We start from the raw sequence: 23,155 nt of genomic DNA, 5'->3' as shown, positions 1-23,155 counted from the left end.
CTGCCGTGACTCCTGTGTCAGGTGTGGTGATACACACACACCCATCCGGCCATGTTGTGCGATCTCTCCTTGGCCGGGAGTGGTCGTGTGGGACAGGATCGGATTCATGGACCTGCTGAACACCCTGGTGGACAAGGGGCTGCGGCGTGAGCTGCCGACCCGCGAAGAAGCGCTCGCCGTATTGGCGACTTCCGACGACGAACTGCTCGACGTGGTGGCCGCGGCCGGCAAGGTGCGCCGCCAGTGGTTCGGGCGTCGGGTGAAGCTGAACTACCTGGTCAACCTGAAGTCGGGCCTGTGCCCGGAGGACTGCTCCTACTGTTCCCAGCGCCTGGGCTCCAAGGCCGAGATCCTCAAGTACACGTGGCTGAAGCCGGAGGAGGCCTCCCAGGCCGCGGCCGCCGGCGTCGCGGGCGGCGCGAAGCGGGTCTGCCTGGTCGCGAGCGGCCGCGGACCGACGGACCGGGACGTGGACCGCGTCGGCAAGACGATCGCCGCGATCAAGGAGCAGAACGAGGGCATCGAGGTCTGCGCCTGCCTGGGTCTGCTCTCCGACGGTCAGGCCGAGCGGCTGCGCGACGCGGGCGCGGACGCGTACAACCACAACCTCAACACCTCCGAGGCCACGTACGGGCAGATCACCAAGACCCACACCTACGCGGACCGGGTCGACACGGTACAAAAGGCGCACGCCGCCGGCCTGTCGGCCTGCTCCGGTCTGATCGCGGGCATGGGCGAGAGCGACGAGGACCTCGTCGACGTCGTCTACTCGCTGCGCGAGCTGGACTCGGACTCGGTGCCGGTCAACTTCCTGATCCCGTTCGAGGGCACCCCGCTCGCCAAGGAGTGGAACCTCACCCCGCAGCGCGCCCTGCGGATCCTCGCGATGGTGCGCTTCGTCTGCCCCGACGTCGAGGTCCGCCTCGCGGGCGGCCGCGAGGTGCACCTGCGCTCGATGCAGCCGCTGGCCCTGCACATCGTCAACTCGATCTTCCTCGGCGACTACCTCACCAGTGAGGGCCAGGCCGGCCAGGTCGACCTCGACATGATCGCGGACGCCGGTTTCGAGGTGGAGGGCGCCGGTACGTCGACCCTGCCCGCGCACCGCTCCGACGTCGCGGCCGCGGCCACCGGCGGAGGCTGCGGTTCGCACTCCGGCGCCGCCTCGGTCTGCGGCTCGGCCGGTTCCGCCGGTTCCGACGACCCCGCCGGGGACGCCGGCTGCGGCTCGGCCTGCGGCGGTTGCTCCGGTCACGCGCAGGCGGCGCCGGTGGCGGCGCAGGCGGATGCCGGTGAGGTCCGCTCGGACCTGGTGGCGGTGCGCCGCCGCGGCGCGGGGACGGACATCGCCCCCAATGCCTGATCAGATCGACCCCCTGTCGTCCGGCGCGGAACTGCTCGCGCTGGACCGGCAGCACGTCTGGCACCCGTACGGCCCGATGCCCGGTCGGCAGGACCCGCTGGTCATCGCGTCCGCCTCGGGGGTACGGCTGCGGCTGGCCGACCCGTCCCAGGGAGAGGGCCACGACGAGCTGGTCGACGGCATGTCCTCCTGGTGGTCGGCGATCCACGGCTACAACCACCCGGTGCTGAACGAAGCCGCGACCACGCAGCTGGGCCGCATGTCACACGTGATGTTCGGCGGGCTCACCCATGAGCCCGCCGTCCGGCTCGCCGCGAAGCTCGTCGAGATCACCCCGCCGGGACTGGAGCACGTCTTCCTCTGCGACTCGGGCTCGGTGTCCGTCGAGGTCGCGGTCAAGATGTGCCTGCAGTACTGGCGTTCACTGGGACGGACGGGCAAGACCCGGCTGCTGACCTGGCGCGGCGGCTACCACGGGGACACCTGGCAGCCCATGGCCGTCTGCGACCCCCAGGGCGGCATGCACGAGCTGTGGCAGGGTCACCTGCCGCGACAGGTCTTCGCGGACGCGCCGCCCGGCGGCTTCGACGCCCCGGTGGACCCGGCGTACGCCGACCACCTGCGCTCCCTGATCGCAGCGCACGCCGACGAGCTGGCCGCCGTCATCGTGGAGCCGGTGGTACAGGGCGCGGGCGGCATGCGCTTCCACAACCCGGGCTACCTGCGGGTGCTGCGCGAGTTGTGCGACGAGTACGGCGTGCTCCTCATCCTGGACGAGATCGCGACGGGCTTCGGCCGCACCGGAGCGCTCTTCGCCGCCGACCACGCGGGGATCACCCCGGACGTCCTGTGCCTGGGCAAGTCACTGACGGGCGGTTACCTCACGCTGGCGGCGACCCTGTGCACGGCCCGGGTCGCCGACGGCATCTCCCAGGGCGAGGTGCCGGTGCTGGCGCACGGGCCGACCTTCATGGGCAACCCCCTGGCGACGGCCGTGGCGCTGGCCTCGGTCGACCTGCTGCTCGGCCAGGACTGGGCGACCGAGGTCAAGCGGATCGAGGCGGGCCTGCGCGAGGGCCTGGCGGCCGCGTCCGGGCTGCACGGCGTGCGGGACGTACGGGTCCTCGGCGCGATCGGCGTGGTGCAGCTGGACCACGAGGTCGACGTGGCGGCCGCCACCAGGGCGGCGGTGCGCGAGGGCGTGTGGGTGCGGCCCTTCCGGGACCTGATCTACGTGATGCCCCCGTTCGTCACGGGCGACACCGATGTGGCCCGGATCTGCCGCGCGGTGGTCGCGGCGGCGCAGGAAGGCTGAGAAGACCTACATGTCCGTAGTGATCGTGTCCGGCACGGGCACGGAGATCGGCAAGACCGTCGTCACGGCGGCTATCGCGGCCGCCGCGGTGGCGGCCGGCCGCTCTGTGGCGGTACTCAAGCCCGCCCAGACGGGCGTGGGCACGGCCGAACCGGGGGACGCCGCGGAGGTGGTCCGGCTGGCCGGCCCCTCCGTCACGGCGGTGGAACTGGCACGCTATCCGGAGCCGTTGGCCCCGGACACGGCCGCGCGTCGCGCGGGTCTGCCCACGGTCTCCCCGGCCGCCGTCGCGGAGGCGGCGAACCGGCTCGCCCTCTCCCACGACCTGGTCCTGGTGGAGGGCGCGGGCGGGCTGCTCGTCCGATTCGACGAGGAGGGCCACACCCTGGCCGACGCGGCAGGCCTGCTCGGCGCCCCGACCCTGCTCGTCGCCCCGGCGGGACTGGGCACCCTCAACTCCACCACCCTGTCGGCGGAAGCCCTGCGGGCCCGGGGCCTGACCGCGCTGGGCGTGGTGGTCGGCAGCTGGCCGGCCGACCCGGACCTGGCCTCCCGCTGCAATCTGGCGGACCTCCCGAAGTCCTCGGGCCTCCCCCTGCTGGGCGCGGTCCCGGCAGGTTCGGGCACCCTTCCCCCGCCCCACTTCCGCACCGCGGCTCCGACCTGGCTCTCCCCCACGCTCGCGGGCACGTGGTCCCCGGAACCCTTCCTGACCACCTGGTCCCCGTCGGCCTTCGTCCCGGCCGCGCCACCCGGCCCAGCCGGCGAGTGAATTGGGCGTCCCCCGGACGGAGTCCGGGGGACGGGCCGGGTGCGGAGCCCCGGCAGCGGCGCCGCAGCCGGCACGGGCACCCGCACCCATGCCCACATCTGAAGGGTGAGCGCGAGCGAACAGGGCACGCTGGAAGTACGGCTACGTACGCCACCCCCGCCCCGGAGGTCCGCCATGCTGCCGCGCCGCCGCACCGCTCCGCCCCACGACCCCGTCCACCACCCGCTCTTCGCCCGCGTCTACGCCCGCGCCAGCGAAACCGCCGAGACCCGCGGCATCGCCGCCCTCCGCACCGAGCTCCTGCACGGAGTGACCGGCCGCGTCATCGAGATCGGTGCCGGGAACGGCCTGAACTTCGCGCACTACCCGCGCGCCGTCTCCGAGGTCGTCGCCGTCGAACCGGAGCGCACCCTGCGCCGCCGCGCGGCCACGGCCGCCCTGCGCGCCGAGGTCCCCGTGGACATAGTGCCCGGCGCTGCCGAAGCCCTCCCGGTCAAGAGCGAGGCCTTCGACGCGGCCGTCTCCTCACTGGTGCTGTGCACCGTACGGGACCTGCCCCGCTCCCTCGCCGAGCTGCACCGCGTGCTCCGCCCCGACGCCGAGCTGCGCTTCTTCGAGCACGGCCTCGCCCCCGGCCCCGGCATGGCCGCCGTCCAGCGCGCATTGGACCGTACCGTCTGGCCCTTCCTGTTCGGCGGCTGTCACACCGCCCGCGACCCGCTCGCCGCGGTCGAGGCGGCCGGTTTCCGGATCGTCTCGCAGCGCAGCTTCCGGCTGCCCGAGCGCGGCCCGGCCTTCCCCACCTCCTACTGCGTCATCGGGTCGGCCCGCCGAGTGGCTTGACCCGGCGCTTCGACTGCTCCCTCGGCTCGTGCCCGGCCGCGTCCCCCATCAGGTGGACCCGTTCGTTCCGGTCGGGCACCGGCGCGTCCTCGCGCCGGGCGAGCAGCAGTGCCCACCGGCCGCTCGCGTGGAGGCGCTCGACCCCCGCGGGATCTTCGCCGATACTCGTTCCCTCTGCGGCGGTCTTGAAGAGGTCCCGGGCGGCGCTGAGGTACGCCTCCGACGCAGGACCGATGTGAAGACCGTTCACGGCCGGCTCGCATCATCCGGCCCCGCTCCGCCAAAAGAATGATCCGTTCTCTTTGCCCGTCCTTTACCATGTGGGCAAAGAGTCCTCCTGATTGAAAGGTGTGAGCGTCCGCCCATGGGCGAGCCTCCCGGTCCACGACAATCCCGCTGCCCCCGCTCGCGACACCGCGCGATGCCCCGCGTCCTGGCCGATCCTGGGACGGAGGTGATCGACCGATGACCGAGGTGCTCCTTCTCGTCGTGGCGCTGCTGCTCTGCATTGTCTGCGGGGTCTTCGTCGCGGCGGAGTTCTCGTTGACCACCGTCGAGCGCAGCGAGCTCGAACGGGCCGTCGACCGCGGCGAACCCGGGGCGGAGAGTGCCCTGGCGGCCGTCCGGACCCTCACGTTCCAGCTTTCCGGCGCCCAGCTCGGCATCACCGCGACCGGCCTGGTCATCGGCATGATCGCGAAGCCGTCGATCGCCGCCCTGCTCCAGGGACCGTTCGAAGCCATGGGGATGTCGGCCGCCGCCGCTTCCTCCACCGCGCTGATCCTCGGCACCGGCGTGTCGACCGTCGTGCTGATGGTCGTCGGCGAGCTGGTGCCCAAGAACTGGGCGATCTCCTCCCCGCTGGCCATCGCCAAGCGCGTCGCGACGATGCAGCGGGTCTTCAGCCGGGCCTTCAAGCCCCTGATCAGCCATCTCAACACCACCGCGAACCACATGGTCCGCCGCTTCGGCATGGAGCCGGCCGAAGAGCTGGCCTCCGCGCGCACGCCGCAGGAGCTGGTCGCCCTCGCGCGGCACTCGGCCAAGGCGGGCGCGCTGGAGAAGGACACCGCCGAGCTGTTCGTGCGGACCCTGAACCTCGCCGACCTGACCGCCGAGAACGTCATGACCCCGCGCGTCCAGGTCACCGCGCTCGACGTGCAGACGACCGCCGAGGACGTGGCGAACGCGACGCTGGCCACGGGCCTGTCCCGCTTCCCTGTCTACCGGGGCAGCCTCGACTCCGTCGTCGGCACCGTCCACATCAAGGACGTACTGGCCCTGTCCGCCGAGGTCCGGCGCCGGACCCCGGTGTCACAGCTGCTGCGCGCCCCCCTCCTCGTACCGGAGTCCCTGACAGTGGACCGGCTCCTGGACCGGCTGTCCGGGAAGCAGACGATGGCCGTGGTCATCGACGAGTACGGCGGTACGGCCGGTGTGGCCACGCTGGAGGACATCGTCGAGGAGGTCGTCGGCGAGGTCCGCGACGAGCACGACCCGCACGAGATCCCTGACCTGGCCCCGGCTGGTACGGACGATGCCGGACGCCTCCTCTACGCGGCCGACGGGGCCGCGCGCACCGACCAGCTCCAGCGGATCGGCCTGCGCGTGCCGGAAGGCCCGTACGAGACCCTGGCCGGCCTGATAGCGACCGAACTGGGCCGGATCCCGGCCGTCGGCGACAGCCTTGAGCTGGACGGCTGGCAGCTGGAGGTGGTGGACGCCGGCGGTAGGCGGGCCGCGCGCGTGCTGCTGCACATGCCGGCCGAGCCGGGCGACGACGGCGCGGACACCCTCCGGGACAGGCCCAGGGACAAGGACAGGCCCAAGGGCAAGCAGAGGGACAAGCGCAAGCGCAGGGACGGGGATGAGGACCGATGACCGCCGTCCAGTTGCTGATCGGCCTGGCGACCCTCGTCGTCAACGCCTTCTTCGTCGGCGCGGAGTTCGCCCTGATCTCGGTCCGCCGTAGCCAGATCGAGCCGTACGCCGAACAGGGCGACCGGCGGGGCCGAGCGGTCCTGTGGGGGCTGGAGCACGTATCGGCCATGATGGCGGCGGCCCAGCTCGGCATCACCCTGTGCACCCTGGTGCTGGGTGTGGTGGCCGAACCGGCGATCGCCCACCTGCTGACCCCCCTGTTCGACCTCTTCGGGGTGCCGGCCGCGCTGACGCACGCGATCTCCTTCGTGGTGGCCCTGGCACTGGCGACGTACCTGCACATGCTCTTCGGCGAGATGGTGCCGAAGAACGTGGCACTGTCCGAGCCGGTGCGCACCGCGCTGCTGCTGGGTCCCCCGCTGGTGACCGCGACGCGGGCGCTCCGTCCGGTGATCTTCGCGATCAACGCCTTCGCCAACGCCCTGCTGCGCCTGCTGCGGGTGGAGGTGAAGGACGAGGTCGCGGCGACCTTCTCGGACGACGAGCTGGCGCGCATGGTCAAGGACTCCAGCGAGGCCGGGCTCCTGGACGACCGGGCGAGCGAGCGGCTGCACGACGCCCTGGAGCTGGGCCGCCGGCCGGTCACCGACGTGGTGCTGCCGGCGGGACGGGTGGTCTCGGCCCGGGAGGGGATCACTCCGGCCGGGCTGGAGCGGCTCTCGGCCGAAACCGGGTACTCCCGGTTCCCGGTGGTCGACGGCCAGCACCGGATCCTGGGCTACCTGCACGTCAAGGACGCCCTGGACGCCGAGGCGCGGAACGAGCCGTTCCCGGTGTCGGCGCTGCGGCCGATCGCCCAGGTACGGGCGGAGACCCCGCTGGACGACGTGCTGACCGCCATGCGGCGCAGCCGTACGCACCTGGCCGCGGTGCTGGGGCCGGACGGCGCCATGACGGGCCTGGTGACGATGGAGGACGTGCTGCGCGAGCTGTTCGACCGGCCGGCCTCCGCGTAGCCCCTCGTACGGGACGGTGTCGGTCCCCGGCCCTGCGGGGCCGGGGTACCACGCGGTAACATCGCTCCCGCCATGGAGATGAATGCGCCTTACACCAGCTTCGTCGCGGTCGGCGACTCCTTCACCGAGGGCATGTCCGACCTGCTCCCGGACGGCTCCTACCGGGGCTGGGCCGACCTGCTTGCCGCCCGCCTCGCGGCGCGCGAGCCGGGCTTCCGCTACGCGAACCTCGCGGTCCGCGGGAAGCTCATCGGGCAGATCGTCGAGGAGCAGGTTCCGGCGGCCGCGGCCATGGGCGCCGACGTGGTGACCCTGGTCGGCGGGCTGAACGACGCGCTGCGCCCCAAGGTGGACATGGGCCGGGTACGGGGTCACCTGGAGGCGGCCGTGGAACTCCTCGCCCCCTCCTGCAAGCACCTCGTCCTGATGCGGTCCCCAGGGCGCAACGGGCCGGTGATGGACCGTTTCCGGCCCCGGATGGAAGAGCTCTTCGGCATCATCGAGGAACTCTCCGCACGCCACGGAGCCCTGGTGGTGGACCTGTACGGGGCGCCGGTGCTCGCCGACCCCCGCATGTGGGACGTGGACCGGCTGCACCTCACGGCCGAAGGCCACCGCCGGGTGGCGGAGGCCGTCTGGCAGACCCTGGGCCTGCCCGCCGAGCAGGACTGGCACACCGAACTGCCCGCCGCGGTCCCCCCGGGCTGGGCGGTACGCCGGTCCCAGGACCTGAGCTTCGCCCGCCGGCACCTGCTCCCCTGGGTCGGCCGCCGCTTGACGGGCCGCTCCTCCGGGGACGGCCGCCCGGCCAAGCGCCCGGAGCTGCTCCCGTACGAGCCGGCCGCGAGCGATCTGCTCTCGTAGCAAGACACAATCCGGGCCAGGGTCCCTACCTGCGTAAACGCACAGCCGCAGCCCAAGTAGAATCCCTACACGTGACTGCCAAGCCCCGCATCCCCAATGTCCTGGCCGGCCGCTACGCCTCCGCGGAGCTCGCCGTCCTGTGGTCCCCCGAGTACAAGGTGACGCTGGAGCGGCGGCTGTGGCTCGCCGTGCTGCGCGCCCAGAAGGACCTCGGTATCGAGGTCCCCGACGCGGCCCTCGCCGACTACGAGCGCGTGCTCGAAACGGTCGACCTCGCCTCCATCGCGGAGCGCGAGAAGGTCACCCGGCACGACGTGAAGGCCCGTATCGAGGAGTTCAACGCCCTCGCCGGTCACGAGCACGTCCACAAGGGCATGACGTCGCGCGACCTCACCGAGAACGTCGAGCAGCTGCAGATCCGGCTCTCGCTGGAACTGGCCCGTGACCGCACGGTCGCCGTCCTGGCGCGCCTCGGCAAGCTGGCGGGCGAGCACGCCGAGCTGGTCATGGCCGGCCGCTCCCACAACGTCGCCGCGCAGGCGACCACGCTGGGCAAGCGCTTCGCGACCGCGGCCGACGAGCTGCTGGTCGCCTACGACCGCCTCGAGGACCTGCTGGGCCGCTACCCGCTGCGCGGCATCAAGGGCCCGGTCGGCACCGCCCAGGACATGCTCGACCTGCTCGGCGGCGACGCGGCCAAGCTCGCCGACCTGGAGCAGCGCATCGCCGCCCACCTCGGCTTCGCCCAGGCCTTCACCTCGGTCGGCCAGGTCTACCCGCGCTCGCTCGACTACGACGTGGTCACCGCCCTGGTGCAGCTGGCCGCCGCCCCGTCGTCGATCGCCAAGACGATCCGGCTGATGGCCGGCCACGAGCTGGTGACCGAGGGCTTCAAGCCCGGCCAGGTCGGCTCCTCCGCGATGCCGCACAAGATGAACACCCGCTCCTGCGAGCGCGTGAACGGCCTGATGGTCATCCTGCGCGGCTACGCCTCGATGACCGGCGAGCTGGCCGGCGACCAGTGGAACGAGGGCGACGTCTCCTGCTCCGTGGTCCGCCGCGTGGCCCTGCCGGACGCCTTCTTCGCCTTCGACGGCCTGCTGGAGACCTTCCTGACGGTCATGGACGAGTTCGGCGCCTTCCCGGCCGTCGTCGCCCGCGAGCTGGACCGCTACCTGCCGTTCCTCGCGACCACCAAGGTCCTGATGGGCGCGGTGCGGGCCGGGGTGGGCCGCGAAGCGGCCCACGAGGTCATCAAGGAGCACGCGGTGGCCTCCGCGCTCGCCATGCGCGAGCAGGGCGCCGAGCGCAACGAGCTGCTGGACAAGCTGGCCGCCGACGAGCGGATGCCGCTGGACCGGGCCCAGCTCGACGCCCTCATGGCCGACAAGCTGTCCTTCACCGGCGCCGCGGGTGACCAGGTCGCGGCGGTGGTCTCGCGCATCGAGGCGATCGCCAAGCAGCACCCGGAGGCCGCCGGGTACACGCCGGGGTCGATCCTCTGACGCCCGACGAGCTGAGCGCCGCCCGCGACCGCGTCCTCCCGGACGTGGTCGCGGGCGGTCTGCGTGTGCTCTTCTGCGGCATCAATCCAGGTCTCCTCTCCGCCGCCACGGGCCACCACTTCGCCCGCCCCGGCAACCGTTTCTGGCCCGTCCTGCACCTGTCGGGCTTCACTCCGCGGCGCCTGGCCCCCGCTGAGCAGGAAGAGCTGCTGACCTACCGTCTCGGCATCACCAATGTCGTGGCCCGCGCCACGGCCCGCGCCGACGAGCTGAGCGCCGAGGAGTTCCGCGAGGGCGGCCTCATCCTGACGGCCAAGGTGGAACTGCTGCGCCCCCAGTGGCTGGCGGTCGTCGGCGTCACCGCCTACCGAACCGCCTTCGGCGAGCGCAAGGCCCAGATCGGCCCCCAGGACCGGACCATCGGCTCGACCCGCGTCTGGGCCCTCCCCAACCCCAGCGGCCTCAACGCCCACTGGACCGCCGAGTCCATGGCGCAGGAGTACGCCCGACTCCGCGCGGCCGCCGAGTCTCCCGACGGACCCTAGCTCCGCCCCGACCCGACCCGCCTCACGGCGGGTCGATCATGGTGACCCCTGCCATCAGCAGGTAGGGGTCCTCCCTGTCCCACTGCGCCACGTAGGCCACCAGCCACTGCTCCTCGGCCCGCCACAGGTGCACGTGGTCGGTGGTGTTGCTCAGCTCGTCCCACGGCTCCGGTATCTCCTCCCCCTCGAACCCCCGGTCCAGCAGCGATGCGACGCTGAAGACCTGCTGCTCCCCCCACCGGTCGGCCAGGGCCTGGGTGAGCGCTCCGTATTCGGCTGCGATCTGGTCGGCCGCCTCGGCCCGGCCCGATCCGTCGTCGTCCCAGAAGTCCCGCGTTCGGCTCAGCTGGACGAGGTGGTAACCCGGGCCGCTGCTCTGCCCGCTGGACCGGTCCGGCTCGGGCGGGAACTCCTTCGCCCTGAGCCGGTCGATCGTGTCGAGGTGCTCTGCCGTGGTCATGCCGTCAGTATCCAGACCTCCACTGACAACTGGCCCGGCGTCACGCGTCCCGTCGCCGCACCGCGATCCACCCGGCGACCAGCGTGACAACCGCCCAGAGCGCCATCACGCCCAGCCCGGTCCACGGCCCGAGGTCACCTTGCGCGGGCTCGATCCGCAGCACCATCTGCCCGGCGCGGTCCGGCATGTACTGCCCGACTCCGCCCGCCGCACCGGCGACGACGAAGGAGACCAGCAAGATGAACGGTATGAGGATGCTCAGCACAGCCGTCCCGCTGCGCAGCACTGCCGTCAGTCCGGCGGCGAACAGCGTCATCAGGGTCAGGTAGAGGCCACAGCCGACGACCGCCCGTACGGTGCCCGGGGCGCCCAGTTCGAGGGCGTACGGGCCCATGAACGCCTGGCCGCCCAGGAAGGTCAGGAGAGCGGTGAGCTGGCCCATGACGAGGGCGAGTCCGCCGACCATCGAGATCTTCGACAGATAGAGCCGAGTGCGGTCGGGTACGGCGGCGAGGCTCGTGCGCAGGCCTCCGTTGTGGAATTCGGCGGAGAACGCGCTCACGCCGAAGGCGATGGCCGCTATCTGCCCGAAGTTGAGTCCGTAGAAGGCGGCGAGCAGCGGGTCGTCTCCCATGCTGCCTTCCTCGGCCGTTCCTATCAGCGCGGCCGTGAGCGTCTGGATCCCCGCAGTGGCGACAAGGACGGATATGAACGACCCGAGGGTGCCCCGAAGGGACCGGATCTTGATCCATTCCGAGTGCAGGACGGGGATTGTGGGCAGAGCGGCGCGCATGGCGAGGCCTCCTTGAAAGTGGGGACGGTCAGTGGGTCGCGGCGAACTGGGTATGGCCGGCGGTGAGATCGAGATACGCCTGCTCCAGCGAGGCGCGCTCGTCGGAGAGCTCCAGCACGGGGATGCCCTCCCGGGCGGCCATGGCTCCGAGCTGCTCCGCCTGTATGCCCTCGACGGTCCATCGCCCGCCGTCGGCGCCCACCAGCTCGAAGCCGTCCCGGGCGAGGGCGGCCCGCAGCCGTGTCGGGTCCGAGGTGCGAACCCGTACTCGGGGCGCGCTGCGGGCGTCGATGAACTCCTCCATCGCGGTGTCGGCCAGCAGCCTGCCCCGGCCCAGCACGACGAGGTGGTCGGCCAGAGCGGCCGTCTCGGACATGAGGTGGCTGGAGACCAGGACGGTCCGTCCCTCGGCTGCGAGTGAGCGCATCAGCTCGCGGATCCAGATGATGCCTTCGGGGTCCAGCCCGTTGGTCGGCTCGTCCAGCAGCAGGACTCCGGGATCGCCCAGCAGTGCCGCGGCGATGCCGAGCCGCTGCCGCATGCCCAGCGAGAACTTCTTGACCCGGCGCTCGGCCGCCGAGGTTATGCCGGCCTGTTCCAGCACCTGTTCCACCCGGCGCATCGGGATCCGGTTGGTGGCCGCGAGGAAACGCAAGTGGTCCCGGGCGGTGCGCCCGCCGTGGATCGACTGCGGGTCCAGGAGTGCGCCCACCCGGTGCAACGGGTAGGTGAAGCCGGTGTACCGCCGCCCGCCGATGGTGGCCGTCCCGGACGTCGGCCGGTCCAGCCCCAGCAGCAGACGCATCGTCGTGGACTTGCCGGCGCCGTTGGGCCCCAGGAATCCGGTGACCCGCCCGGGCCGAACATCGAAGGTGAGGTGGTCCACGGCACGGGTGACGCCGTATTCCCTGGTCAGTTCTCGGATCTCGATGTTGTTCATGCCTCAAGACTCGCCGCCGGACCCGCCCCCTCCCCTCCCCCACGTGGGGGGTTCGCCTCCCCCGCACGGGGGAGACGGTGGCAGTGCTCCGACTGCCAGGATGAGGACATGTACCGACTGCTTCGTGCGCCCCTCCGCAGGGTCACGTACACCCGCTGGCTGCATCTTGTGGTCCCGATCCTGATCGTGCCCATCTGGCTCTTCATAAAGCCGGGATGGCCTTGGATGCCCGCTCTGATCGTCGCGCCGTTCGGGCTCATCCCATGGGTGCGGCTGGCCGAGGGGTTGCAGGCGCAGTTCCTGCTGACCCCGCCCGAGCGCGGCGACCACGACGGGTCCATAAGCACCGCGCCGTCGGCCCGTTGGGGGGACCGCTGGCGGACGGTCGCCTGGCTGGAGATCCGTCTCCTGCTCGCGGGGGTGGCGATGTTGGCCACCGTGTGGCTCCCGGTCATGACGCTGGAGCTCGTCCTCACCGGGGCGGGGAAGTCCCTCGGCGGGGGTGGTGCGATCCTGCCCTTCGTCCCACCGCGCTGGGCCGCTCTGCTCCTCGTTCCCGTACCACTGCTCCTGCTGCTGGCCGTGGTGGTCCTGCTCGGCGAAGCCGTCACGGCGGTCGCCGCCAAACTGCTGGGGCCTTCGGCGGCGGAACGGCTGACGGCGCTGGAGGCGCGTACCGAGCAGCTGCTGGAACGAACGCGGATCGCGAGGGAGTTGCACGACTCCATCGGGCACGCGCTCACCGTCGCGGTGGTCCAGGCGGGGGCGGCCAGGGCGGCGGGGAACGCGGAGTTCACCGACCGCGCTCTCAGCGCGATCGAGGAGACCGGCCGGGCCGCGCTGGAGGATCTCGAACGGGTGCTGCTGGTGCTCCGGGAGTCCGCACAGCCACCCTCGCAGCGGCCCACCCTGGCCGACGCGGACCGGCTGTTGAACTCGGCGCGGGCCTCCGGATCCTCGGTCGACGCCGAGCTGTCGGGTCCGCTGGAACAGTTGCCCGGCCCCGTCACGCGCGAGGGGTACCGGATCCTGCAGGAGGCGCTGACCAATGTGCTGCGGCACTGCGGCCCGGTGCCGGTCCGGGTACGGATCGAGGCGGCCGTGGGGCGGCTGAATCTGGAGGTGGTCAATCCGCTACCTGACGGTCCCGCGCTGATGACGGGCACGGGCAGCGGGCTGCGCGGGATGCGGGAGCGTGCCGCGTTGCTGGGAGGCGAGGCCGAGACCGGTCCGCACGAGGGCAGTTGGAGGGTGCGCGCGCGGCTTCCGCTGGAGCGAATACGCTGACCGGATGCCGGTTACCGTACTGCTCGTCGATGACGAACCCCTGGTGCGCGCGGGTCTGCGCGCCGTCCTGGAATCCCAGCCCGACATCGAAGTGGTGGGTGAGGCGGCCGACGGGGCCTCGGTCGTCCCGCTCGTGCGGCAACTGCGGCCCGACGTGGTGGCGATGGATGTGCGGATGCCGCTGCTCGACGGGATCGAGGCGACGCGGGCGGTCCTGCGGACGGTGGACTCGCCGCCGAAGATCCTCGTGGTGACCACCTTCGAGAACGACGAGTACGTCTACGAGGCGCTGCGGGCCGGTGCGGACGGGTTCCTGCTCAAGCGGGCGCGGCCCTCGGAGATCGTGCACGCGGTGCGGCTGGTGGCGGAGGGCGAGACGCTGCTCTTTCCGGCCGCGGTGCGGGCGCTGGCCGCGCAGTACGGCAACCGGAAGGCCCGGGCGGCGCTGGAGCGGGCGGCCCTGACCGAGCGGGAGGAATCGGTGCTGCGGCTCATGGCCCGGGGGCTGACCAACGTGGAGATCGCACGCGAGCTGATCATCGGCGTCGAGACGGTGAAGTCACATGTCAGCGCCGTCCTGACGAAGCTGGGGGCGCGGGACCGGACCCAGGCGGTGATCACGGCGTACGAGTCGGGGTTCGTCGCCCCGGCCTGAGCTTGACGTTTATGGTTCAGGGTCGAACGGGGCTCGAACTTGTTCGGCGTTTCCGCTCGTCACCGGACGTGTGAGAGGCGGGGGCCGATGCTGTGATCAGGTTCGCTGCGGCTCGGAGGCTGGGATCGTGGGACTGGTCGCGCACGGTGTTCAACGAGACGCCTTGCCGGTGTTGTCAGGGTTCCGGTCGGAGCTGTACGCATGCCTGGTCTCCCGGAGCGATGCGTGCAGCGACGGACCGGTCCGTACGCTCGTGGACCTGGCGCTCGCGCCGGAACACCGCCGTGGTCACGGGGCCTTGTACTCCGGGCTGAACCGGGGCCGGATCGACGTTGCCCGGCTGCGGAGGGCCTTGGCGGGTGTGCCGTTGCCACGGGCCAGAGACGGCCGCCTGGTGTTGGCGGTAGACGTGTCTCCGTGGCTGCGGCCGGACGCCGACACATGCTCGGACCGCTCGTTCTGCCCCACCTTCGGTCGGGGCCTGGGCAAGCACCAGATGGTGCCCGGCCGGCCGTACTCGATCGTCGCCGCGCTGGAGACGGGCCGGACCTCGTGGACCGCGCTGCTGGACGCGATCCGGCTGGAGCCCGGCGCCGACCTGGCCGCGGTCACCGCCGACCAAGTACGCGACGTCGTCGAACGCCTCGTGGGAGCTGGCCAGTGGCGGGACGGTGACCCGAACGTCCTGGTCGTCCTCGACGCCGGATACGACGCACCCCGTATCGCCCATCTCCTGGCCGGTCTTCCTGTCGAGGTGCTGGGGCGGCTCCGTTCGGACCGAGTGACGCGCAAGCGCGTCCCGGTGCCGTGGATCTGCCCGCCGCAAGGCGGCCGCCCGCCCAAGCACGGAGGCGAGTTCGCCTTCGGTGACCCGGCCACGTGGGGCGAAGCCACCGCGGTCACCGTCACCAACACCAACCGCTACGGGACCGCAACCGCCCAGGCTTGGGACCGGCTCCACCCCCGGCTCACCCGCCGGGCCGCTTGGGGCACCACGAGGGACCATTGCCCCTCATTGAGGGCACCGTGATCAGGTTGTCGGTCGCGAAACTGCCCAGCGGCGGGGTGAACAAGCCCGTCTGGCTGTGGTGGTCGGGCTACGGCGCCGCCACGCACGACGTCGACCGGTGCTGGCAGTCGTTCCTGCGCAGGTTCGACGTTGAGCACACGTTCCGTCTGCTCAAGCAGACTCTCGGCTGGACCCGGCCCCGCCTGCGGGACTCACAAGCGGCCGACCGCTGGACCTGGCTCGTCCTGGCCGCACACGCCCAGCTCCGCCTAGCCCGTCCCGGTCGCGCGGGACCTCCGCCGTCCCTGGGAGCGGCCGGCCGAACCGAACAGGCTCACCCCCGCCCGGGCCCGGCGGGGGGTTCAGTAACCTCCGTGCGAAGACAGGCACGCCAGCGGGTGCACCAATACCCACCAAGCCCGGCCCCGGCCGCCCGCTCGGCTCGAAGAACCGACAGCCCGCCACCCGCCACCCGCCACGACGTCGGACGCGTCCTCGCCACCGGCGAGTCCTACACACGACCCGCACACCACAACGTCCGCACCAAACCCCGACGAACAAACTCCGCCTCCAGCGATTCGATCGGCACGTAGGGTCCGGAGATGGACATAGTCAGCGGTGTCGTCGGTATCGAGTACTCGCACTTCTACATTGCCGAGCACATCGAGGAGGGATTCGAGAGTGTCGACAATCTGCCGGACTTTCATACCGACGAGCCCGTGATCGTCACACCCGGCATGCTCACCGTCGTCAGTCGCGTCCAGGCACACGATGCCTGGGTAACCCTCATGGCAGCCGAGGCCGAGCCTGAGCAGCAGACGGAACAATGGCAATCGCTCGGTTCCTGGCTGTACCGGCCCATCTACGGAGGCCGGATGGGAATCTCCGGCCCCACCACCGGCCCTGCCACGCCGGCGATGGGCTGGCTTCCGGGTAACCAGGGGTTCGCCCCAACCCTGACGCTTCACCCAGCGACGATCTACACGGTTCACGTCTACGCCAGGGGCCGAGAGAACTCCCGAGCCCGGTACGAAGCCGCAATGGCCCGCAAGGAATGGGGACTCAGCGAGGCGTTCGAGGACTACGTAGCCATCTTCATCCCTGCCGGAGAGCAGGCCCCCCGCGCCGCAGGTTAAACCTTGCAAGCTGAGGGGAGGGGCTGATTCCGGCCGATGGGGGGCCGCTTCTCGCCGTCTTGGCGGGTGGGCAGTACGATCCGGCTGACAGGCTCGCCAGCTGGGAGGACACACGTTGGGGCAGCTGACCGGCGGGGACCCCTCTCTGCTCCGGCGGATCAATTCAGCCGTGGTGCTCCGGGCACTGCGCGCTGCCGAATCGCCGACCCTCACCGATCTCACACGGGTGACCGGGCTCTCCCGGCCGACCGTCGAAGGGGTCGTCGAGGGGCTCATGGGGACCGGACTCGTCGTCGAGGCCGATGCCGAGGAGGGCGCGCGACGACAGGGGCGTCCCGCGCGCAGGTTCCGGTTCCGGGCCGAGGCGGGACACCTGCTGGGCATCGAGATCGGCTCGCACCGGATCGCGGTACTGCTTTCCGGGCTGGACGGCCGGGTCATCGGCGCGGGTACCAAGGACGTCGCCGAGGCGGCTTCGGCCGACGAGCGACTGGAGCGGGTACGGGCGGCGGTCGCGGACCTGCTGCGCCGGGCCGGCGTGCCGCGGGACTCCCTGCGGGCGGTCGGGGTCGGCAGCCCCGGCATCGTGGAGGCGGACGGCACGGTGCGCCTCGGCACGGCGTTGCCCGGCTGGACCGGGCTGCCGCTCGGGGAACGGCTGCGGCGCTCGTTCCGTTGCCCGGTGCAGGTGGAGAACGACGCCAACGCGGCGGCGGTCGCCGAGCACTGGAAGGGGGCCGCGCGGGACACCGACGACATGGTGTTCGTGATGGCGGGGCTCAGCCCGGGCGCGGGCTCGCTGATCGGCGGCCGGCTGCACCGGGGCTTCGGCGGCGCGGCCGGCGAGATCGGCGCGCTGCACCTGCTGGGCCGGGAGGCCACCCCCGAGAAACTGCTCTCCACCACCGGCGAACCGCTGCATCCCTTGGACGAGCCGGCCGTGGCCGAGGTCTTCGCGATGGCCCGGCGGGGCGACGAGCGGGCGGTGGCCGCCGTGGAGCGGTTCATCCAGCGGCTGGTGCACGACGTGGCGGCGCTGGTCCTGGCGATGGATCCGGAGCTGGTCGTCGTCGGCGGCTGGGCGGCCGGCCTGGACGGGATCCTGGAACCGTTGCGCCAGGAGCTGGAGCGCTACTGCTTGCGCCCGCCGAGGGTGGCCCTGTCCCTCCTCGGTGAGGCCGCGGTGGCCACCGGCGCGCTGCGGCTCGCGCTGGACCACGTGGAGGAAGAGCTCTTCGCGGTGGAGAAGACGGTCACGACCCGCCGCCGCTGAGGCCACGAACCGCCCGTGCGGCGCCTCGGAAGGCGCCGCACGGGCGATTCGGAACGGCAGGCAGTGGTGCGGGGCGGCGGCCGCGCAGGACCAGCGGGAACCGGCCGGGTCGTTCGGGAGCCGAGCTGTACGGTCCGGAAGCCGAGCGATCGGGCCGGAATCCGAGCTGTACGGGCCGGAAGCCGGGCGGTGCGGGTCAGGAAGCGACGCGCGGCTCGTCGGTGATCTCGACGTCGCCCGAGTCGCCGAAGGTCAGGCGGCACGTGTCGGCTCGGTAGGTGGCCACCGAGACCGCGGCGGTGCCGGCGGCAGTGAAGTACCGGGTGGTGACCAGGAGAACCGGGGCGCCGGGCAGGCGGTCCAACTCCTTGGCGTCGTCGGCGCGGGCGGAGCCGAGCTCCACGGAGCGGTCCTGGCCGTCCAGGACCAGCCGCTGCAGCTCACGCAGGACGGCCCGGGCGCGCGCGGGTCCGGCCGGCGCCTCGATGGCGGGAAGGCCGGGCACGGAGTCGGCCGGGACGTAGAGCATTTCGGCGGCGACGACCTGGCCCTGGGTGACCCGGGTCCGGCGCACCGTGTGGACGGGCTGGTCGGCGGCGAAAGCCCCGCCCGTACCGAGGAGCCCACGGACCGCGGTCGGCGGCAGACCCTCGACCGCGTCCACCGGCTCCCAGCCGTCGACGCTCTCGCCGGGCCAGCCGTGCTGCGCGCTGCCGACGGCGACACCGACGCGCGGCGGGGCGACGGTCGTACCGACGCCGCGACGCCGCTGCAGTCGGCCTTCGAGCTCCAGCTGCTCCAGCGCCTGGCGCAGGGTCGCGCGGGCAACTCCGAAACGGGCGGCGAGTTCACGCTCGTTGGGAAGCACCTCGCCGACGGCGAAGTCCTGGTCGAGCGCCTCGCTGAGGACTGTCTTGAGGTGCCAGTACTTCGGCTCCGGCACCGTTTCGAGCTGCGTGGTCCCCACCCTGACTCCTCCTGCCATCGCCGCACTCGCCGTGTGTTTCCGGCGGCAGTTCCGCGCCTTTGTTTATTAAAGGTTCCTGCACTATCCCTGCGACGATAGGACGGCGCACCCCCTTGGTCAAGACCAATGCTCGCCCCCACGCCGGGCAGACCGGGCATATGTATCAAGCCGTTCACGGGATGTTCTCGTGTGCCCCAAAGCCTTGTAGTCAAGGGCTACCAGACGGTAATCATGGCGGCGGGAACTACTGACAGCCTGTCTCACACGCGTTCACCCGACGAGGAGCAGCATGACCGCCACGGTCTCCTTCACGATCGATTCGCCGCTGGGCCCGCGCACCGCCACCGTCTCCTACGAGCGCAAGGGCGCGGGCGAACCGCTCCTCCTGCTGCACGGCATCGGTCACCACCTCCAGGCCTGGCACCCGGTGACCGACATCCTGGCCGTCGAACACGATGTGATCGCCGTCGACCTGCCCGGCTTCGGCGCCTCGGAGCCGCTGCCCGCGGGGGTCCCGTACGACCTGGCCACCGTCACTCCGGCGCTCGGGGCGCTGTGCGCCGCACTCGGCGTCGAGCGCCCGCACGTGGCGGGCAATTCGCTCGGCGGCCTGCTCGCGCTCGAAATGGGCCGCACCGGCCTGGTCCGCTCGGTCACCGCGCTGTCCCCCGCCGGGTTCTGGACCGAGGGTGAACGCCGCTACGCCTTCGCCGCCCTCCTCGCGATGCGCACAGGCGCCAGGACGCTGCCCCGCCCCGCGCTGGAGCGGCTCTCGCGCAGCGCCGTCGGCCGGGCCGCGCTCACCGGCACCATCTACGCCCGCCCGGCCCGCCGTTCGCCCGAGGCCGTGGTCGCCGAGACGCTCGCCCTGCGCGATGCCACCGGCTTCGAGGAGACGCTGGCCGCGGGCGGCTCCGTACGGTTCACCGACGACGTGCCCGGCCTGCCGGTCACCATCGCCTGGGGCACCCGCGACCGGCTGCTCCTGCGCCGCCAGGGCGTACGCGCCAAGCACACCCTCCCCGACGCCCGGCTGGTCCGCCTCCCGGGCTGCGGTCACGTCCCGATGAGCGACGATCCGGCGCTCGTCTCCCGGGTGATCCTGGACACGGCCGCGAGCACGGCGACCGGCCTGGCCGCCTGACCGGAGGCCGCCAACCCCGCTGTCCGCCGTGCGCTGACGGCTGTTCATCCGCGGTTCGCGTGGCCGACGTGGCCGGGCCGGGGTGCGGCGGCACTCTGGTACGGCCCGTCCTCGCCGGCCTCTGGAGAAGCACCGATGGCATCGACACCGCACACCCGACGGACTCTCATCGGCGGTTCCCTCGCCCTGTCCTCCGCGCTGCTCGCCGCTCCGGCGCTCGCCGCCCCCGCCTTGGCCCGCTCGGGCCGGCCGAATGCGCTCTGGGGCGTCCAGTCCGGCGAGATCACCGCCCACTCGGCCACCGTCTGGACCCGCGCCGACCGCCCGGCGCGGATGTACGTCGAGACCTCCCCGAGCGAGGCGTTCCGCTACGCCGTACGCCGCCACCGCGGCCCGCTGCTCGGCCCGTCCGGCGACTTCACCGGCACCACCGTCCTGCGCGACCTCCCGCCCGGGCAGCAGATCCACTACCGGGTCGTCCTGGCCGACCCCGACGATCCGCGCCGTACGGGCGAGCCGGTCCACGGCACCTTCCGCACCACGCCCGCCTCCCGCCGCCATGACGTGCGCTTCCTGTGGTCGGGCGACCTGGCGGGCCAGGGCTGGGGCATCAACCCCGACCTCGGCGGCTACCGCGTGTTCGATGAAATGCGGCTGCGCGACCCCGACTTCTTCCTCTTCAGCGGGGACACGATCTACGCCGACGGGCCCATCCAGTCCTCCGTCACCCTGCGCGACGGCACCGTCTGGCGCAACGTCACCACCGAGGAGAAGTCGAAGGTCGCCGAGACCCTCGCCGAGTTCCGCGGGAACTTCCGCTACAACCTGCTCGATCGCAACCTGCGCGACTTCAACGCCCAGGTCCCGGTCCTCGCCCAGTGGGACGACCACGAGGTGCGCAACAACTGGTACCCGGGCCAGCTGATCGAGGACCCCCGCTACACCGTCAAGGAAGCCGACACCCTCGCCGCCCGTGCCCGCCAGGCCTTCGGCGAGTACTTCCCCGTCACCGACCTGCGCGGCGGCCGCGCGGAGGGCCGGATGTACCGCGTGATGCGCTACGGCCCGCTGCTCGACGTCTTCGTCCTCGACATGCGTACGTACCGAGACGCCAACTCCCCCGGCACCCAGACCGAGGACCCCATCGGCATCCTCGGCCCCGAGCAGCTGGCGTGGGTCAAGCGCGAGCTCTCCCGCTCGCGCGCCACCTGGAAGGTCATCGCCGCCGACATGCCGCTGGGCATCGTCGTCCCCGACGGAGCCGCGAACTTCGAGGCCGTGGCCCAGGGTGACCCCGGCGCCCCGCTGGGCCGCGAGCTCCAGATCGCCGAACTGCTCCGTCACATCAAGCACCAGCACATCACCGGTACCCTCTGGCTCACCGCCGACGTGCATTACACGGCCGCGAACCACTACGCGCCCGAGCGTGCGGCCTTCACCGACTTCGCACCCTTCTGGGAGTTCGTCTCCGGCCCGGTCGGCGCGGGCGGCTTCCCGTCCGGGCGGCTCGACGCCACCTTCGGCCCGCAGACGGCCTACGTCCAGTCGGCGTCCGTCGCCAACATGTCGCCCTCCGAGAACCCTCCGTACTACGGCGAGGTCGACATCGACGCCGGCAGCGGGGAACTCACCGTCCGGCTGCGGCGCCAAGGAGGCGGCGTACTGTTCACCCGGACGCTCCAGCCCGGCCGCGTGGGCCAATAGACGGCAGGACGCGGGCGGCAGACACCAGCGGCGCCCCACCTGGCCACCCGGTCTTTCGGCCTCCCGGCTCCCGGGCTTCCCGGCTCCCGGGCATGGGAAAAAGCCAGAAAACCGGGTGAAATCGGCCAGATGGACACTTAACCAATCGGTCACAGATCGTTCGCGATCACGCAACACCCCTGCGCCACAGTGGTGTGCATGACTGAACGTAACCCTGTCTCTGCCCAGCGTCCCCACCGCCACCACTGGCGCCGCGACGTCGTCGAGCTCGCCGCGCTCTTCTGCGCCGTCGCTGTCGCCGACGGCATCGCCAACCTCGTCGTGCACGGTCCGAGGGGCCCGATCATGCTGGTCGCCTCGGCCCTCGCACTCCTGGTCACCGCGGCTTTCCACATCTGGTGGGCGCGTCGCCACAGCCATGCGCCCCCGCCGGTGAGCACAGCGCCGACGGATCCGACGCCGTCCGCCGCCGCCACCGCCGGTCCCGGCACGAGCGCCGCCACCACCGTGCTGTGGCGGATGCGCACCACCGTCCGTGACGAGCCCGGCTCCCTGGCCGCGCTCTGCACCGCCCTCGCCCTCAACTCTGTCGACATCCTGACCCTCCAGACGCACCCGCTCCCCGAGGGCGGCACCGTCGACGAGTTCCTGCTGCGCGCCCCGCAGCAACTGCCCTCCGCCGAGCTCACCCGCGCCGTCGCCCAGGCCGGCGGCAGCAGCACGTGGATCGAGCGTGCCGACGCGCACGACCTGGTCGACACCCCGACCCGGGTCCTGGGCCTCGCCACCCGCACCGCCCTGGACGCCGCCGAACTCCCGCTCTCGCTGCGCCAGCTGCTGGGCCGCTGCACGATCCACTCGATCCCGGCGACCACGCTCTCCGGCCGTCCCAACGCCGCCGCCGACGCCCCGGTCGAGGGGGTCCTGGAGGCCACGGTCATGCGGCTGCGCGACCCCTCCGGCGGCGCGATCACCGTGGAGCGGCCCTACCTGCCCTTCACCCCGACCGAGTTCGCCCGCGCCCGCGCCCTGGTCGAGCTCGACGCCCGGCTCGGCCCCCGTGTGCCGCGCAGCCAGGACGTGCTGACCCTGCCCGAGGGCAACGAGATCACCGTGCGCCGCGCCGACGGATCCGACCAGGCGGCGGCCCGCGCGATGCACGACCGCTGCTCCGAGCGCACCCTCGGCCTGCGCTACCACGGCCCCGTCGCCGACGCCGACCGCTACCTCGGCCACCTGCTGAGCCCCCGCTTCGGCCGCACCCTCGCCGCCACCACCGCCTCCGGCAAGCTCGTCGCCCTCGGCCACTTGCTGTGGGACGGGGACGAGACCGAGGTCGCGCTGCTGATCGAGGACGACTGGCAGCGCCGCGGCATCGGCTCCGAGCTGCTGCGACGGCTCGTCGCGATGGCCGTCGAAGCCGGCTGCGACAGCGTCTACGCCGTCACGCAAGCCTCCAACACCGCGATGGTCGCCGCCATGCGCGGCCTCGGCCTGCCCCTCGACTACCAGATCGAGGAGGGGACGTTGGTGATCACGGCCCGGCTGGACGCCACCCCGGTCAGCTCCCGGCTCCCGTACGACCCCCACGCGCAGCAGGCCCCGCGCCACCAGCACTGACCGGGCCCCCGGTCCCCGCCCGGTCCCCCTCGCCCGCACCGGGGGGACCGGGTCGTCGGAGGT

Annotated in this window: 21 protein-coding genes and 1 pseudogene; 17 read left to right on the top strand and 5 right to left on the bottom strand. The window is 72.0% G+C overall.

The genetic code is table 11. The features are described 5' to 3' along the window. Positions 1-106: 106 nt before the first annotated feature. From bioB to ACFYOB_RS07400, 4 genes are all read left to right on the top strand, one after another. On the top strand, positions 107-1,363 hold the full coding sequence (gene bioB, locus ACFYOB_RS07415) for a biotin synthase BioB (protein WP_388555841.1): 1,257 nt from the start codon (positions 107-109) through the stop codon (positions 1,361-1,363). Then, positions 1,356-2,678: an adenosylmethionine--8-amino-7-oxononanoate transaminase gene (locus ACFYOB_RS07410; RefSeq protein WP_388555838.1), complete on the top strand. Its 1,323-nt coding sequence runs from the start codon at positions 1,356-1,358 to the stop codon at positions 2,676-2,678. The genes bioB and ACFYOB_RS07410 overlap by 8 nt, the downstream gene beginning before the upstream one ends. A 10-nt stretch (positions 2,679-2,688) precedes the next feature. Next, complete coding sequence (bioD, locus tag ACFYOB_RS07405; RefSeq protein ID WP_388555835.1) at positions 2,689-3,450, top strand: dethiobiotin synthase; 762 nt, start codon at positions 2,689-2,691, stop codon at positions 3,448-3,450. A 174-nt stretch (positions 3,451-3,624) separates the two neighbouring features. Further along, positions 3,625-4,293 (top strand): class I SAM-dependent methyltransferase, encoded by a 669-nt coding sequence (locus ACFYOB_RS07400; protein WP_388555833.1) that lies wholly within the window; start codon positions 3,625-3,627, stop codon positions 4,291-4,293. Here ACFYOB_RS07400 and ACFYOB_RS07395 read toward each other — a convergent pair. Beyond that, positions 4,265-4,543, bottom strand: coding sequence for a hypothetical protein (locus ACFYOB_RS07395; protein WP_388555830.1), 279 nt, complete (start codon positions 4,541-4,543; stop codon positions 4,265-4,267). The two genes, ACFYOB_RS07400 and ACFYOB_RS07395, sit on opposite strands and share 29 nt — an antisense overlap. A gap of 215 nt (positions 4,544-4,758) precedes the next feature. Here ACFYOB_RS07395 and ACFYOB_RS07390 point away from each other — a divergent pair, with 215 nt between their 5' ends. The 5 genes from ACFYOB_RS07390 (at position 4,759) to mug (ending at position 10,104) form a co-directional block, all read left to right on the top strand. Beyond that, positions 4,759-6,174, top strand: coding sequence for a hemolysin family protein (locus ACFYOB_RS07390; RefSeq protein ID WP_388555827.1), 1,416 nt, complete (start codon positions 4,759-4,761; stop codon positions 6,172-6,174). After that, on the top strand, positions 6,171-7,190 hold the full coding sequence (locus ACFYOB_RS07385; protein WP_388555824.1) for a hemolysin family protein: 1,020 nt from the start codon (positions 6,171-6,173) through the stop codon (positions 7,188-7,190). Before ACFYOB_RS07390 ends, ACFYOB_RS07385 begins: the two co-directional genes overlap by 4 nt. A 72-nt stretch (positions 7,191-7,262) precedes the next feature. Continuing rightward, positions 7,263-8,054, top strand: a complete 792-nt coding sequence (locus tag ACFYOB_RS07380; RefSeq protein ID WP_388555821.1) for an SGNH/GDSL hydrolase family protein — start codon at positions 7,263-7,265, stop codon at positions 8,052-8,054. 71 nt (positions 8,055-8,125) lie between these two features. After that, a complete protein-coding gene (gene purB / locus ACFYOB_RS07375; RefSeq protein WP_388555819.1) occupies positions 8,126-9,559 on the top strand; it encodes an adenylosuccinate lyase in 1,434 nt (477 codons plus the stop codon). After that, on the top strand, positions 9,556-10,104 hold the full coding sequence (gene mug / locus ACFYOB_RS07370) for a G/U mismatch-specific DNA glycosylase (protein ID WP_388556752.1): 549 nt from the start codon (positions 9,556-9,558) through the stop codon (positions 10,102-10,104). The genes purB and mug overlap by 4 nt, the downstream gene beginning before the upstream one ends. A gap of 22 nt (positions 10,105-10,126) precedes the next feature. Here the strand turns inward: mug and ACFYOB_RS07365 are convergent, their stop codons facing one another. From ACFYOB_RS07365 to ACFYOB_RS07355, 3 genes are read right to left on the bottom strand one after another with little or no spacing between them, the layout of a single operon-like run. Then, a complete protein-coding gene (locus tag ACFYOB_RS07365; protein WP_388555816.1) occupies positions 10,127-10,564 on the bottom strand; it encodes a hypothetical protein in 438 nt (145 codons plus the stop codon). 40 nt (positions 10,565-10,604) lie between these two features. Then, a complete protein-coding gene (locus tag ACFYOB_RS07360; RefSeq protein ID WP_388555813.1) occupies positions 10,605-11,357 on the bottom strand; it encodes an ABC transporter permease in 753 nt (250 codons plus the stop codon). 28 nt (positions 11,358-11,385) lie between these two features. Continuing rightward, on the bottom strand, positions 11,386-12,297 hold the full coding sequence (locus ACFYOB_RS07355) for an ABC transporter ATP-binding protein (RefSeq protein ID WP_388555810.1): 912 nt from the start codon (positions 12,295-12,297) through the stop codon (positions 11,386-11,388). 108 nt (positions 12,298-12,405) lie between these two features. Here ACFYOB_RS07355 and ACFYOB_RS07350 point away from each other — a divergent pair, with 108 nt between their 5' ends. The 5 genes and pseudogenes from ACFYOB_RS07350 to ACFYOB_RS07330 all read left to right on the top strand — a co-directional run bounded on the left by ACFYOB_RS07350 (position 12,406) and on the right by ACFYOB_RS07330 (position 17,657). After that, positions 12,406-13,584: a sensor histidine kinase gene (locus ACFYOB_RS07350; RefSeq protein WP_388555807.1), complete on the top strand. Its 1,179-nt coding sequence runs from the start codon at positions 12,406-12,408 to the stop codon at positions 13,582-13,584. Between the two features lie 4 nt (positions 13,585-13,588). Beyond that, the gene (locus tag ACFYOB_RS07345; protein ID WP_388555804.1) at positions 13,589-14,239 is read left to right on the top strand and encodes a response regulator; all 651 of its coding nucleotides are present in this window, start codon (positions 13,589-13,591) and stop codon (positions 14,237-14,239) included. 127 nt (positions 14,240-14,366) lie between these two features. Beyond that, positions 14,367-15,786: pseudogene (locus ACFYOB_RS07340) on the top strand (NF041680 family putative transposase); the annotation flags it as partial. Positions 15,787-15,850: 64 nt separating this feature from the next. After that, entirely contained in the window at positions 15,851-16,384 is a 534-nt protein-coding gene (locus ACFYOB_RS07335) for a hypothetical protein (protein ID WP_388556811.1), read from the top strand. A gap of 115 nt (positions 16,385-16,499) precedes the next feature. Next, positions 16,500-17,657, top strand: coding sequence for an ROK family transcriptional regulator (locus ACFYOB_RS07330; protein ID WP_328924521.1), 1,158 nt, complete (start codon positions 16,500-16,502; stop codon positions 17,655-17,657). Between the two features lie 196 nt (positions 17,658-17,853). Here ACFYOB_RS07330 and ACFYOB_RS07325 read toward each other — a convergent pair whose 3' ends face one another. Continuing rightward, positions 17,854-18,624: a GntR family transcriptional regulator gene (locus ACFYOB_RS07325; RefSeq protein ID WP_388555800.1), complete on the bottom strand. Its 771-nt coding sequence runs from the start codon at positions 18,622-18,624 to the stop codon at positions 17,854-17,856. Positions 18,625-18,913: 289 nt separating this feature from the next. Between ACFYOB_RS07325 and ACFYOB_RS07320 the strand changes: the two genes are divergently transcribed. The 3 genes from ACFYOB_RS07320 to ACFYOB_RS07310 all read left to right on the top strand — a co-directional run bounded on the left by ACFYOB_RS07320 (position 18,914) and on the right by ACFYOB_RS07310 (position 23,092). Further along, positions 18,914-19,768, top strand: a complete 855-nt coding sequence (locus ACFYOB_RS07320; RefSeq protein ID WP_388555797.1) for an alpha/beta fold hydrolase — start codon at positions 18,914-18,916, stop codon at positions 19,766-19,768. A 135-nt stretch (positions 19,769-19,903) separates the two neighbouring features. Continuing rightward, positions 19,904-21,472: an alkaline phosphatase D family protein gene (locus ACFYOB_RS07315; RefSeq protein WP_388555795.1), complete on the top strand. Its 1,569-nt coding sequence runs from the start codon at positions 19,904-19,906 to the stop codon at positions 21,470-21,472. A 198-nt stretch (positions 21,473-21,670) separates the two neighbouring features. Then, on the top strand, positions 21,671-23,092 hold the full coding sequence (locus ACFYOB_RS07310; RefSeq protein WP_388555792.1) for a GNAT family N-acetyltransferase: 1,422 nt from the start codon (positions 21,671-21,673) through the stop codon (positions 23,090-23,092). Positions 23,093-23,155: the final 63 nt, after the last annotated feature.

The sequence above is a fragment of the Streptomyces sp. NPDC006463 genome (assembly GCF_042870715.1).
GTDB lineage: Bacteria > Actinomycetota > Actinomycetes > Streptomycetales > Streptomycetaceae > Streptomyces.
Note: the sequence above shows the minus strand (reverse complement) of the source record. Positions and strands in the feature narration are given on the sequence as shown.